Below are 13622 nucleotides of genomic sequence, written 5' to 3'. Positions count from 1 at the left end.
TGAAGTCATTGCGAGCGGTAGGCGAAGCAAACCAACGTCAGCCTGTCGGCGGCTTAGGAAGCTGCGCCATGGATTGGTGCGACGGCCCATGGGGCTGTCTTTCAATGACTGCTGCGACAGCCCCGGGCCTTACCAGCCGGTGACCGGCCTGAAATCGTGGCGGCTCCACAGGATCGGCTCCGACGGACCCTGCGGCCGGTTCACGATCGCTTCGAAGAAGGCGACCGTCATGTGCCACAGTTTTTCCGGACCACTGACCCTGGTGCGGCTGTCCCATGCGAGCTGCCCGCGGGTAAGCACCTTGCGCCCGATGGCACCATATATGCGGGCGGCGGCCAGCACGGCCCAGCGCTGACGGAAACGCAGGCGCCTGGCGCCGAGCTTCGACGCGGCTTCGTATTTTTCCATCATGCCGATAAGGCGAGGCATCAGGCTGGCTAGGCGGAAACGGTTTTCGGGCAATGCGTGTTCGCCCTGTTCCCAACCCATTTCGTCGAGCCAGGTGCGGGGCAGATAGCAGCGCCCGGCCTGCGCATCTTCGACGATATCGCGCGCAATATTGGCAAGCTGGAAAGCCAGCCCCAGATCGCAAGCGCGATCGAGCGTTTCGCCATCGTCGGGATGAACCCCCATGATACGCGCCATCATGATGCCAACGGCACCGGCGACATGGTAGCAATAGCGCATCATGTCGGTTTCTGTCTTCGGGCTCCACCCGGTGGCGTCGAGCGCGAAACCGGCAATCACGTCGTTCGCTTCTTCCAGCGTCAGGCCGCATTCGTCCGCGACAAGGCCAAATGCATCGAAGGCGGCATCCGCCGTGGGCTGTTCTTCGAAAGCGCGGCGGGTCAGGACGCGGATCGCCTGGACGCGGTCTTCCGCATCCTTTGGCGTGCCCTGATCGCCGAGGGGGCCGCCCTTGTCCTGGTTATCGGCAATATCGTCGCACCGGCGACACCAGGCATAGAGCAGCCAGCTGCGTTCGCGCGTCGTGCGATCGAACAGTTTCGAAGCCGCGGCAAAACTGTGCGAACCCTCTTCGATCGATTCGAGCGAGCGATCGACAAGCACGGCACGATCGCGCCCGCCGCCAGCCCTTGCGGGGGTGGGGCGCAAATAGCGCGACTGCACGAGGGTACGGGGCTTGTTCAGAGGTCGTCGGCCTTCATCTGGAAGATGGGGGTATGGGGTTCGTATGCTTCCATACGGTTAAGCAGCCCATCCAGAGTTGTATCATGGACCAGGATATTCTGGTGCACGGGCCGCACGAACCCGACTTCGGCCATGTGGCGGTTGAATGCGATCAGGTGATCGTAGAAGCCGAAGGCGTTGAGCAGGCCCACCGGGTTATCGTGATAACCAAGCTGCGCCCAGCTCATCGCTTCCCACAGTTCATCCATGGTGCCGACGCCGCCCGGAATGGTGATGAAGCCGTCACTGAGATCTGTGAAGCGCTGCTTGCGTTCGTGCATCCCGCCGACCGTGTAGAGTTCGGTGCAGTCGTGATTGGCGACTTCGCTATTGGCCAGTGCATCGGGAATGACGCCGATAACTTCCCCGCCCGCTTCCAGCGCGCCGCGGGCCGTGGCACCCATCAGGCCCAGTCGTCCGCCGCCATAGACCACCCCGATGCCGCGCTGCGCCAGCCCCTTGCCCACATCATAGGCAAGCTGGATGAACCGCGGATCCTGCGGCGAGGCGGAGCCGCAATAGACGGCCAGACGGTTCATAGATCTTTCCCGACTTCGGCAGGACAAGTGTCCACCGGGACTAGTTTAAGGTTGATTGATTGATACGCGAGGAGATGCATTCCGAAACCTAGACTGTTTTGCTGCTGGCCCAATGCCGCCACGCAACGCAAAAGACAAATAACGCGAACGCGCTTTGCAGGATTACAGGATAGAAGAAAGCGCCGTAACCGAGTGAAAGCGTGTATCCGTTCACAACCACGTTGGACGACATAATGGCTGCACCAAGTGCAATGCCCCATGGCTCGCGCACCCAAATTAGCAGGGCGGCGAGCGGGTCCAAAAAAGTAAGGCTGGTCCAGTAGACGTTAAACGGCAGCGGTCTGAAATCGTACGGCAACCAGCCAAAATTAACGAGATCGATTGCATGGGTCAGCGTCCCGATAAGAAAACCGGCGGTCCAGACAATCTTCATCGACACTGGCCCGCCCTCTGCCGCGCTATGCGTAGTCCCTCTCCCCGTAACGGGGAGGATATTCATGCCAAATCCTCCAGCATCAGTCCGGCAGTCGCCTTGGCGCTGCCGACCACGCCGGGGATGCCGGCGCCGGGGTGGGTCCCTGCCCCGACGAGATAGAAATTGTCCAGCACGTCATCCCGGTTGTGCCCGCGGAAATAGGCGCTTTGCGTGAGGACGGGTTCAAGGCTGAAGGCGCTGCCCATATGCGCGTTGAGATCGGTGGCGAAATCGCTGGGCGCGTAATGGAATTTGGTGACGATCCGATCGTGCAGGCCGGGGATGAGGCGGCGTTCGAGTTCGTCGAGAATGCTCTTTTCGAGCATCGGCCCCATTTCTTCCCAGTCCACCGCCAGCTTGCCCATATGGGCCACCGGAACGAGGGCGTAGAACGTGCTCATCCCCTCGGGCGCCATGGACGGATCGGTGACGGTCGGGTGGTGCAGATAGATCGAGAAGTCCTGCGGCAGCACGCCGTGATCGTAAATGTCTTCCAGCAGGCCTTTGTACCGCGGGCCGAACAGGATCATGTGATGGGGGATGCCGGGCCAGCTCCCCTCGATCCCGAAGTGGACCACGAACAGGCTGGGGCTGAAGCTCTTGCGTGACAGCCGCTTGGCGTAATCGGCACCGCGTTTCGCGCCAGCGAGCAGATCCTTGTAACTGTGCATGATGTCGGCATTGCTGGCGATGGCATCGAAGCGCTGTTTCCAGCCCGACCGCGTTTCGACCTCGGTCACCTGTTTGCCGAGCGTGTGGACCTGGACCACCGGATCGTTCAGCCGGACAGTGCCGCCAAGGCGTTCCAGATGAGTGACCATGCCCGCGATCAGGCGATTGGTGCCGCCCCTGGCCCACCACACGCCGCCGTCGATTTCGAGCTTGTGGATCAGCGCGTAAATGCTGCTGGTCTTCATCGGATTGCCGCCGACCAGAAGCGTGTGGAAGCTCAGCGCTTCGCGCAGCTTTTCATTATCGACATAGCTGGAAACGACCGAATAGACGCTGCGCCACGCCTGCTGTTTCGCGAGCGCCGGAGCAGCCTTGATCATCGACTTGAAGTCGAGGAAGGGCACGTGGCCGAGCTTTAAATAGCCTTCCTGATAGACCGCTTCGGAATATTCGAGGAAGCGCTGGTAACCGGCGACATCGGCCGGGTTGAGCTGCGCGATTTCGCGGAACAGCTGCTCTTCATCGTTGGAATAATCGAACTGCGTTCCGTCCGGCCAGGCGAGCCGGTAGAAGGGCATCACCGGCATCAGATCGACATCTTCGGAAATGTCGTGGCCGGACAGTGCCCATAGTTCCTTCAGGCAGTTCGGATCGGTGATGACGGTGGGGCCCGCATCGAAGGTAAAACCGTCTTTCTGCCAGTGGTAGGCGCGGCCGCCGGGCTTGTCGCGCCCCTCCACCACGGTGGTGGCGATGCCGGCAGATTGCAACCGGATGGCGAGGGCGAGCCCGCCGAAGCCCGCGCCGATGACGCAGGCGGTGCGGCCCGGCGGAACGGGCGCTGGGGTTTGGGCCGCCTGGGGGGCAGGGCTGGTCTGTGCGGTCATTGGGGCTTCTCATGGACGAGCGGGCTGCCCTTGCCAAGCAGCGCGCGGACGGCATCGGTCACGGGGACGGGGGGCTTGCCGGAAAGGATGCGCAACTTGTCCCCATATGTCGGGGCTCCGGCATAGAAGCGTTCGATCAGCGGTTCACGCAGGCGATAGAACCGTTCGAAGATGCGATAGCGTTCGTCCGGGCGGGCGGCGTCGAACAGCATCCGGCCAAGCCGGCGGAAGAACCGCGTCGTCCGCCAGTGATCATGCGCGCGCTTTTCGAACAGGGCGGCAAGCTGTTCGCCCGGCAACATGGCCTCGCGGGCCAGCACCAGCGCATTGGCAACGGCAAATGGCAGCGTGTAGCTGGTGAGGGGATGCGTAAACCCGCCGCGCGCGCCAATCTGCACCACGCCCGGTTCGCGCAGGTCGCGCCGGTATGCGGCAAAATCGCCACCGGTAATGACGGGCAGGACGCCCGTTTCGCCGCCGAGGATGTCGCCATGCCAGCCCATGGCGGCGCAATAGCGGTCGATCCGGCCCGAAAGCGCGTTGCGGTCCAGCACGGGGCTGTCCGCGTAATAAGTGTCTTCGACGAACAGCTCTTCGGCGCCGAGCGGCAGCGTGTAGACGAAGCGATAGGCATCGTGCTGCGCGACGCGCGCATCCATCACGATCGGCCGGGCAACAAGGCCATGCGGCGCATCGGTGCGCAGGTGGCGGCCCATGAAGACCTGCCAGCCACCGCGCAGATGGGGCGAAGGTCGGAAATCCCGGCAATCGACCACTGCCCGGGCGGAAATATGCTCGCCATTATCGAGCGTGATGCCGTTTGCTGCCAACGCGACCACACGGGACCGGGTCCGGATCGCTTCCTGCGGCAGCTCGCGCCGCAGCGCAGCGTCGAAGTCCCGGCTGGCGAGCGAGCGATAGGCCGAGCCCAACGTCCGGCTGTGGGCGGGGAAGGCGACGGTGTAGCCGCCGGGCCATTCGGTCTTGCGAAAGGGTGCGAGCAAATCGGTGCCGGCGGCATCCAGATCGCTGGCAAACCAACTCCAGCGGTGATTTCCGCCGAAAACCTCCCCCGCTTCGAACAGGGCAAGGCGCAATTGCGGATGTGCCCGGTGGACTGCCAGCGCGGTAAGCCCGCCTGCAAGCCCACCTCCGACGATTGCGATATCGAACATGCGCTCAGTCATCGCCAAGAGGCTTAGAGGCGAAGCGCACAGGGGACAATCGTCTTGACGATGCTGGCGGGAACAGGAGCGCGAACCGGGTGTTTCAATGCAAACAGGGAACCTCGAGGGAAATCAAATGAAAGCCATTCTTGCCGCTGCGGGCGCTGCCGTCGCCCTGTGCGCATCACCTGCCGCCGCCCAGGAGGCGGACGAAATCGCTGCGGCTAGCGGCAATGCCGAACCAACGGTGTTCGACGGCGACTGGCTGAGCGTCGGCGCCGGCGTGATCTATGGCCCGAGCTACAGAGGTTCGGACGACTACGTCTTCTCCCCGATCCCCGTGGTTCAGGGCAATCTGGGCGGGGTCGGCATCAGCCCGAGAGCCGGCGGCATCGCGCTCGATTTCATTCCCGACCGGGACGGTGAAGTGTCGTTTTCCGCCGGCATCGCTGCAAAGCTGAGCCGCAACCGCGCTGCCCAGATCAAGGATCCGGTGGTGAGGAGCTATGGAGAGCTGGAAACGGCGATCGAAGTAGGTCCGAGCGCAGGCGCCAGCGTTCCGGCGCTGCTCAATCCCTATGACAGCCTGAGCTTCAACATCGATGCGGTGTGGGACGTGGCCGGCGCGCATAACGGCATGTCGGTCAATCCTTCCATCACCTATTTCACGCCGCTGAGCCGCGGTATCGCCGTATCGCTGTCCGTGAGCGCAAAGCATATCGACGATGACTTTGCCGATTATTATTACTCCGTCCCGGCTGGTGGGCCGCTGCCCGAGTTTCAGGCGGAAGGCGGTTTCGAAAGCGCCGGGGTCAATCTGCTGGGTGTCTTCGATCTCGATGGCGACGTGACCAATGGCGGGCTCGCCCTGATCGCATTGGGCGGTTATTCGCGCATGCTTGGCGATGCGAAACGCACCCCGTTCACCTCGATCCGCGGCGATGCCGACCAATGGATGGGGGCGGTAGGCGTAGGCTATACGTTCTGACACCTGCTTTTGCTTGCCCTCGCCGATGAGGGCAGGCATCCCCTTGCGCCAAAGGGGAGAAACATATGAGAATCGCCGCACTGCTTGTGCTCGGCGCAGCAATCATTGGAACGCCTGCGCTGGCGGAAACGACGGTCATCCATGCCGGTGCGGTCGTGGTGGATGCCGACAGCCAGCCGCGGGGGCAATCGACCGTTACGGTCACAGACGGGCGGATCGTCAGCATAGAGGACGGTTTCGCCGATGCTCCGACAGGAGCGACGGTGGTCGACCTCAGGAACAAGACTGTGGCGCCCGGCCTGGTCGACCTGCACGTTCATTTGACCGGTGATCCTGGGGGCGACTTCTGGAAAGAAGCCGTCGAACCCGACGAATGGGGCGTGGTCGTGGGCGCCAAGAATGCCCGACTGACGGCACTGGCAGGGTTCACGACCGTGCGCGAGGCAGGCAGCGGCCGCGAATCCGCTTTCGCCCTGCGGCGCGGCACCGAAGAAGGCTTCATCGCCGGACCGCGTATCGTGGCGGCGGGCCCCCCGCTGGCGATTGTCGGCGGACATGGCGATGTCAGCGGTTTCCGTCCCGAAGTGAACGAGGTTCTCGACACGGGGTTCACCTGTACCGGCGCAGTGGAATGTGCCGAGAAAGTGCGCCTCGCCAGCCAGAACGGTGCCGATGTCATCAAGATCACCGCCACCGGTGGGGTGTTAAGCCAGCAGGGGCGCGGGCTGGAAGCGCATTTCAGCGATGCCGAAATGAAAAGCATCGCGGATACCGCTCATTCGCTGGGTCTGCAGGTCATGGCACACGCCCACGGTGCCCGCGGTGTGGAGGCCGCGAGCCGAGCAGGCATCGATACGATCGAACATGGTACGTATCTGGACGAAGCGGCCGCCAACGAAATGAAGAAAAACGGCACGGTGCTGATCCCCACGCTCATGGCTTTCCAGGGTGTGACTGAACGGCTGGGCAAAGGAATTTACACCCCCGTTGTCGAAGAGAAGATCCGGGCAGTTGCCGAAACGGCGCGGGTATTCATGGGCAAGGCGATGCGTTGGGGCGTGCCAATCGCTTTCGGGACCGATGCCGGCGTTTTCGGTCATGGGCGCAATGCCGGCGAATTCGCGCTCATGGTGGCGCAGGGTATGGGCCACCGCGAAGCCTTCGCCACGGCGACGACAAATGCCGCCAAGGTGCTCGGCATGGAAAATGAAATCGGTCGGATCGCGCCGGGATATTCCGCCGACCTGATTGCGATCGATGGCAACCCGCTGGAAGACACGGCTACGCTCGAAAATGTGGGTTGGGTGATGGTTCGCGGGCGCGTGATCGACTGACCTACGCGTCGGGGGACACCGACGCCGGCGTTCGGTCGATGCGTTTACGCCATCGGTCGCAAACCCTGCTTGTCCGCCATATCAAACCAGTGTTGTAACGGAACTCAGAGGTTTCAGGGGAATCGCGATGAAATACGTCAGCCATGCATTCGCTTCAGGTGCAGCCTTTGCGCTCGCGCTCTCGGCAGTTCCGTCCATCGCACAGGACCGGCAGAATGATGCTGCGGTTGCCGCCGAGGCTGGCGAACATGATAAACTGTTCGCGCTTTTCGCCGATGCGGACGAGCGCGAACTGAAGTTGAACCCCATCGGCGCCCTGTTTCGCGGCGATATGCGGTATGCCGACCGGCTGGGCGATTACCTGACCGACGAATATCTCGCTGCGAGCAAGGCGGATAATGCGAAGAACATCGCCATGCTGGCAGAAATCGACCGCAGCAAGCTTTCGGCCACGGACCAGCTGGCTTATGACGTGTTCGCCTACAATCAGCAAAGAACGCTGGCAGGCTTCGCCCCGGAAATCCTGGCTGTCACGCAGGTGCGCCCGATCAATCATTTTTCGGGTTTCCACACGTTCTATCCGAACTTTGCCAGTGGACAGAGCGCGGCTCCGTTCAAGACAGTTACGGATTACGAAAACAATCTCAAACGGCACAAGGACTATATCGCGATCACCGACCGGGCGATCGACAGGTTTCGCGAGGGAATGGAAACCGGCGTTTTCGAAACGAAACTGACGATCGGCAATGTCGTCAGCCAGCTTGACACGCAACTGGCCATGCCAGTGGAAGAATCGCCCTTCTTCATGCCGGTGAAGAATTTTCCCGAAGACTTTTCAGATGAAGACAAGGCCCGGCTGACCGAGGAATACAGAGCCGGGACCGCTGAAATCTATGCAGTTCACGCTCGCCTTCGCGATTTCCTGCGGGACGAATATATGCCTGTCGCGCGCGACACGGTGGGCCTGTCGCAGATGAAGGGTGGAGCTGAACTCTATAGACAGCTTATCGAAGATACGACCACGCTGCCCCTGGAGCCGGACTATCTGCACAGTCTCGGTCTGACCGAAGTCGCGCGGATCAAGAACGGGATGGAAGAAATCAAGCGAGAGGTCGGTTTCGCAGGCACGCTCAACCAGTTTTTCGACTACGTTCGCACCGACGCGAAGTTCAAGCCGGAAAGCCGCGAGGCGCTGACGCAGACTTACTACGATATCGGCAAGCAGGTTGATGCGAAGATCGGCGAGTATTTCTCGCTCGTTCCCAAGACACCGCTCGAGATCAAGCCATACGAAGAGTATCGTGAAAAGTTCGAAGCAGGCGGATCGTACAATTCCGGCGCCCCGGATGGATCGCGCCCGGGCACGTTCTATTTCAACGCCTATGATTTGCCGAGCCGCCTGACGACCGGCAATGTCACGCTGTATCTGCACGAAGGCGCGCCTGGCCACCATTTCCAGATCAGCCTTGCGCAGGAAAATACCGATCTGCCCGCCTTCATGCGGTTCGGCGGCAATACGGCCTATGTCGAAGGCTGGGCCCTCTATGCCGAAACACTGGGCTACCCGATGGGCTTTTTCGACGATCCGTGGAATCGCTATGGCACCCTGCAGGACGAGCAATTGCGCGCCATGCGGCTGGTCGTCGATACCGGCCTGCATGCGAAAGGCTGGACCCGGCAGCAGGCGATCGATTTCATGCTCGAGAACAGTGGCATGACCGAAACCGAGGTGGTGGCGGAAGTGGAGCGCTATATCGCGATCCCCAGCCAGGCGCTCGCCTACAAGGTCGGAGCGCTGAAAATTCAGGAACTGCGCAAGCGCGCGGAGGAACAGTTGGGTGACAAATTCGACATCCGCGATTTCCACGCCGAAGTGCTAGGCACCGGCAGCCTCCCCATGCCGGTACTGGAAGCGAAGATCGATCGCTGGATCGCAGCCAAAGCCGGATAGGCGGACGTGGATTGGCTGCGCAAAGCCGAATGGCTCACCAGGGACCGGGTGCGCGGCTATGCGTGGCTGGTTGCGCTGGCGGGCCTTGTACTGGTGGGTCACGCCTACCTTCAGGCAGTGGGCCCTGTCGGTACGGATTTTCTGGCATTCTGGGGTGCGGGCCATGTGACGGCAGCAGGCGATCCGGCGGCGGCATACGATCTCGCGGTTCAAGAGCAAGTGCAGATTGCCACCGGCAGCGATGGGTGGTTCGCGTTCGTTAATCCACCCCCGTTCCTTTTCGCGGCGGTGCCATTCGGGGCACTGCCGTTCCCGATCGCATGGATCGCCTGGGTCGCCGCGACATGGGGACTATGGGCATGGGCAAGCTTGCGGGCATTTCCTCGCCTGTGGCCGCTGGTAATCGCGTATCCCGGTGCAGTGATTGCGGCAACGCATGCGCAAACGGGACTGCTCACTGGCGCCCTGTTGGTTTTTGGCGCCCATGAACTGGGCAAACGTTCGGCATTGTCCGGAGCAGCGATCGGAGCGCTGGTAATCAAGCCGCATTTAGCGGTGCTTGCCCCGATCTGGTTCGCTGCCGGTGGGCGGTGGCGAGCCTTCCTGTCGGCAGGGGTGGTGACACTGGCTTTGCTTGCCTCTTCCGTGCTGGTTTTCGGAAAGGGCATCCTTGGCGATTACGCCACAAGCTGGCGCGCGAGCGGGGCGCTGATGGAAGTTGTCGAGGCCGATTTCCTCCTGCGGATGGCGACGTTCTTCTCACAGGTACGGCTTTGGGCGGGGGATTTGCCCGCGAGCATTGCCGGTCTTGCATCTGGCGGCCTGGCTGTCGCCTCGGCGATATTCGCATGGCGGCGGTTCGATGGCGACGCCAGGGCAACGGGCGCGGTCGTTCTGGCGGCGACCGCTCTCGCGTCGCCCTATCTCTTCAACTACGATTTGCCATTTCTGGTCTTTCCTACGCTGTGGCTGGTCACTCAGGGTCTGGAACGAGGGTTTCGGCCATTCGAAAAGCTTGGGCTGGTCATCCTTTACTTCGCGCCCTTCGCCACACGGGCTCTGGCATTCCCGCTGGGTGTAAACCTGATGCCGCTCGCAGCGCTGGCGTTACTGGCGCTGGTCTGGAGCCGCGGAAGCCGCCCACCGGGAACAAGCGTGCAACCCTAGGGTTTTTACTCATCAGGACGGTGGGAGAGATTTCATGGAGGTTTGCCATGTCAAGTTTGTCCTTCCACAGCAGTAGCCCGGATCGCTGGGCCAAGCCGAAACCCTATAGCGACAGCTCGCTGCGTTATCAGATGCACGGCAAGATCCTGCCCATGGAGGAGCCAGGTTTCCTGGCTCGCCTGTTCGGGCTGCGCTGAGGGTTCAGTCGTACCAAGGACGAGGGGCCGGAGGTCTGTTGACCCCCGGCCCCTTTTTCGTGCCAGTCTAAAAACCGTCAGTATTCTTCCGATTCTTCCGGCGTGTCTTCCGTATGGGTAGGTCCTGCGTCACGCTCGCCCTTGGCAAGCTTGAACACGACGCCGCTCAGCAATGCGAGAGCCAGCAGGTTGGGCAGGGCCATTGCCGCATTGGAGATATCGCCCAGACGCCAGACCAGCTGCGAAGGTTGGGTCGCCCCGACGAAAATGCCGATGCACCAGATTACCCGCCAGATGATGTGCAGGATCTTCTCGCCGCCGCGGGTGGAGCCCGGAATACGGTCGTAAAGGAAGGTAATCGCCCGCTCGCCGTAATAACTCCACGTCAGCAACGTGGTGAAGACGAACAGGATCAGTGCCACCGAGGCCACGAGCGTGCCGAGCGGTATGCCGGCGATGAGCGTTGGAAACGCCGCGGCGAATGCCCCGGAGGTGGTAACGAAGCCCGACATCTGCGTCGTGCCGAGATCCGATTGCCAGACATGCTGCACTGCCTGCCCCTGATAAGTGAAATCGCCTTCCACCGTCAGGATCACGAGTGCGGTCATGGTGCAGATGACGATCGTGTCGATGAACGTGCCCAGCATCGCCATGCGGCCCTGCTGCTCGGGATCGTTCGTCTGCGCGACAGCGTGCGCAATGGCAGTCGAACCCTGACCAGCTTCGTTGGAGAAGAGGCCGCGAGCAACGCCGGCACGGATTGCGATAATGATCATCGCCCCAGCGAAGCCGCCGCTTGCGCTCTGCATGTTGAATGCACCGCCGAAGATGCGCCCGAAGGTTTCGGGCAGGTCCTGGAAGTTCAGGATCAGCGCGATCAACGCCATCGCGATGTAGGTTGCGGCCATGAAAGGCACGACCTTTTCTGCAACATTGCCGATCGACTTGATGCCGCCGATAATGACGATGAAGACCAGAACGGCGACGATCAGACCGCCCATCCAACGTTCGATCCCGAACAGTTCGTTAAGGCCACTGGCCACTTCGTTCGACTGGATCGAATTGCCGGTCACCAATGCGGAAAACAGCGTGCCGAGGCAGAAGAGCACGGCGAGCCATGTCCATTTCTTGCCAAGACCCATCATGATGTAGGTCATCGGGCCGCCGCGTAGCACGCCGTCACTCGTCTTTTCGCGGTAGCGGATGGCAAGGCTGCCTTCCGCAAACCCGAGCGCCATGCCGAACAGAGCGGTAATCCACATCCAGAAGATCGCACCGGGTCCGCCGAGTGCGATGGCCGTCGCCACACCGGCAAGATTACCGGTTCCGACCTGGCCCGAAAGCGCCGTCGACAGGGCCGCGAATGGCGAGATTTCGCCCGCGCCGGCGCTTTTCCTGCCTTTGAAAAGGCCGGCAAAAGCGTTGCCGAGATTGCGGATGGGGTAGAATTTCAGTCCGACCATGATCCACAGGCCGATGCCGAGCAGTACGATCGTCATGGGTGGGAAGGGCAGTACCTCCGCGCCGTTCCATGTGCCCACCCAGATAAAATCGGAAATGTTGGTGACCGGCTCGATCAGCCGCTCGCCCAGACTTGCCGTCTGGCCTGTTGCCATGTCGTAAATTCCCCTCATGCGTCCCGTTAACTGGAAAGCGGGCAGGCTAGTCGCGCTTGCCACGCTTGCAAAGGGGGGCTTTGAACTTCAGTCCCCGGCTTGCCTTTTTGCGCGCGGCAAACTAGACGCTGCACCGTCTTCCGACATTGGGATCGATAAAAGCCCCTCCCGGACTTGAACCGGGGCGGCGAGAGACCCTACCTGAAAGGGACGTGGCGGAAGGCGGCACGATTTTTACGCGAGAGACGTGAGCGATGGCAGACGAAAAGAAAACCAGCCCGGCGGAATTCCTCCGGCAGGTCCAGGCCGAAGGGCGCAAGGTCGTATGGCCGACGCGCGAGGAAACGGTACGCACGGCGATTTTCGTTTTCATCATGATGGTCATTCTCTCGGTCTTCTTCCTCGGCGTCGATTCGCTGTTCAGCGCTGTGGTGCGCTGGCTGCTGACAGTCGCCTGAGCAGTAATTCGACAGGGTAGTTAGGAACACATGGCACGCTGGTACATCATCCACGCTTATTCCGGATTCGAGAACAAGGTCCGCGATTCGATCATCGCCGAGGCCGAGCGTCTGGGCCTGTCGGAAGGCGTCGAAGAAGTTGAGGTTCCCACCGAGACCGTCACCGAAGTGAAGCGCGGCAAGAAGGTTCAGATTGAGCGCAAGTTCATGCCCGGCTACGTGCTGGCCAAGCTGAACATGACCGACGATATCTACCACCTCGTCAAGAACACGCCCAAGGTCACCGGTTTCCTTGGCAACAACAACAAGCCGCAGGCGATCTCCGAGAAGGAAGCCGCGCGCTATTTCGGCGGTGTGGAAGAAGCGAAGTCGGCACCAAAGAAGGACATCAGCGTCGATTACGAGATCGGCGATCAGGTCAAGGTCCTCGACGGACCTTTCGCCAGCTTCAACGGCCTTGTCGAGGAGCTCGATTTCGACAAGCAGAAGGTCAAGGTTTCGGTTTCGATCTTCGGTCGCGCCACGCCGGTCGAACTCGACTTCGAACAGGTCGAACTGGTCAAGTAAGACGGCTGACAAACGCGTTTGAAAGGCCCCGTCCGGATCTGCCGGGCGGGGCCTTTCCGTTTGCGCTGTCAGGTTCCGTGGTTGCCGCCGGAATTAACGTTTTGCCTTGGCGAACAGATCGATCAGTTCGCCGAATTTCTGTCGTTGCTCGTCCGCATCGCCAGATGCGATAGCTTCGGCCACACAGTGCGAGGCGTGATTCTTCAAAATTTCGTCCTCTGCGCGAGCCAGAGCGGACTTCACCGCTTGCAACTGATGCAGGATGTCGATGCAATAACGATCGTCTTCCACCATCTGCGAAATCCCGCGCACTTGACCCTCTACCCTGCGAAGCCGGTCGACGATCCGGTGCTGTGCTGACTTTTCCGGCATGGGAATTCCTGCTTGTGTGATACCCCCTGGGGGTATAGCTTG

General features: G+C 61.2%; 14 protein-coding genes. 7 read left to right on the top strand and 7 right to left on the bottom strand.

The annotated features are described in order from the left end of the window. Positions 1 to 129: 129 nt before the first annotated feature. From K3177_RS09260 to crtY, 5 genes are all read right to left on the bottom strand, one after another. Complete coding sequence (locus K3177_RS09260; protein ID WP_234036425.1) at positions 130 to 1131, bottom strand: phytoene/squalene synthase family protein; 1002 nt, start codon at positions 1129 to 1131, stop codon at positions 130 to 132. Between the two features lie 17 nt (positions 1132 to 1148). Then, positions 1149 to 1730: an LOG family protein gene (locus K3177_RS09255; protein WP_221597999.1), complete on the bottom strand. Its 582-nt coding sequence runs from the start codon at positions 1728 to 1730 to the stop codon at positions 1149 to 1151. Positions 1731 to 1818: 88 nt separating this feature from the next. Then, the gene (locus K3177_RS09250) at positions 1819 to 2163 is read right to left on the bottom strand and encodes a hypothetical protein (RefSeq protein WP_221597998.1); all 345 of its coding nucleotides are present in this window, start codon (positions 2161 to 2163) and stop codon (positions 1819 to 1821) included. A 62-nt stretch (positions 2164 to 2225) separates the two neighbouring features. Next, complete coding sequence (locus tag K3177_RS09245) at positions 2226 to 3764, bottom strand: phytoene desaturase (protein WP_221597997.1); 1539 nt, start codon at positions 3762 to 3764, stop codon at positions 2226 to 2228. Continuing rightward, positions 3761 to 4951 (bottom strand): lycopene beta-cyclase CrtY, encoded by a 1191-nt coding sequence (gene crtY, locus K3177_RS09240; RefSeq protein ID WP_221597996.1) that lies wholly within the window; start codon positions 4949 to 4951, stop codon positions 3761 to 3763. Before crtY ends, K3177_RS09245 begins: the two co-directional genes overlap by 4 nt. A 115-nt stretch (positions 4952 to 5066) precedes the next feature. On the opposite strand from crtY, the gene K3177_RS09235 reads away from it, so the two are divergent. From K3177_RS09235 to K3177_RS09215, 5 genes are all read left to right on the top strand, one after another. After that, positions 5067 to 5918 (top strand): MipA/OmpV family protein, encoded by an 852-nt coding sequence (locus K3177_RS09235; protein WP_221597995.1) that lies wholly within the window; start codon positions 5067 to 5069, stop codon positions 5916 to 5918. Positions 5919 to 5983: 65 nt separating this feature from the next. Next, positions 5984 to 7252 carry a metal-dependent hydrolase family protein gene (locus K3177_RS09230; protein ID WP_221597994.1) on the top strand — a complete coding sequence of 423 codons (1269 nt, stop codon included), beginning with the start codon at positions 5984 to 5986 and terminating at the stop codon, positions 7250 to 7252. Positions 7253 to 7379: 127 nt separating this feature from the next. Continuing rightward, complete coding sequence (locus K3177_RS09225) at positions 7380 to 9203, top strand: DUF885 domain-containing protein (protein WP_221597993.1); 1824 nt, start codon at positions 7380 to 7382, stop codon at positions 9201 to 9203. 6 nt (positions 9204 to 9209) lie between these two features. Beyond that, positions 9210 to 10370, top strand: coding sequence for a glycosyltransferase family 87 protein (locus K3177_RS09220; protein WP_221597992.1), 1161 nt, complete (start codon positions 9210 to 9212; stop codon positions 10368 to 10370). A 47-nt stretch (positions 10371 to 10417) separates the two neighbouring features. Next, a complete protein-coding gene (locus K3177_RS09215) occupies positions 10418 to 10567 on the top strand; it encodes a hypothetical protein (protein ID WP_173829935.1) in 150 nt (49 codons plus the stop codon). 77 nt (positions 10568 to 10644) lie between these two features. Here the strand turns inward: K3177_RS09215 and K3177_RS09210 are convergent, their stop codons facing one another. Further along, the gene (locus K3177_RS09210) at positions 10645 to 12183 is read right to left on the bottom strand and encodes an alanine/glycine:cation symporter family protein (RefSeq protein WP_221597991.1); all 1539 of its coding nucleotides are present in this window, start codon (positions 12181 to 12183) and stop codon (positions 10645 to 10647) included. Positions 12184 to 12437: 254 nt separating this feature from the next. Between K3177_RS09210 and secE the strand changes: the two genes are divergently transcribed. After that, the gene (secE, locus tag K3177_RS09205) at positions 12438 to 12641 is read left to right on the top strand and encodes a preprotein translocase subunit SecE (protein WP_103022411.1); all 204 of its coding nucleotides are present in this window, start codon (positions 12438 to 12440) and stop codon (positions 12639 to 12641) included. A gap of 30 nt (positions 12642 to 12671) precedes the next feature. Next, a complete protein-coding gene (gene nusG / locus K3177_RS09200) occupies positions 12672 to 13208 on the top strand; it encodes a transcription termination/antitermination protein NusG (RefSeq protein ID WP_103022412.1) in 537 nt (178 codons plus the stop codon). 93 nt (positions 13209 to 13301) lie between these two features. On the opposite strand, the gene K3177_RS09195 is transcribed toward nusG, so the two are convergent. Beyond that, the gene (locus tag K3177_RS09195; protein ID WP_103022413.1) at positions 13302 to 13580 is read right to left on the bottom strand and encodes a metal-sensitive transcriptional regulator; all 279 of its coding nucleotides are present in this window, start codon (positions 13578 to 13580) and stop codon (positions 13302 to 13304) included. Positions 13581 to 13622: the final 42 nt, after the last annotated feature.

It is taken from the genome of Qipengyuania pacifica (assembly GCF_019711555.1).
Classification (GTDB): domain Bacteria; phylum Pseudomonadota; class Alphaproteobacteria; order Sphingomonadales; family Sphingomonadaceae; genus Qipengyuania; species Qipengyuania pacifica.
Note: the sequence above shows the minus strand (reverse complement) of the source record. Positions and strands in the feature narration are given on the sequence as shown.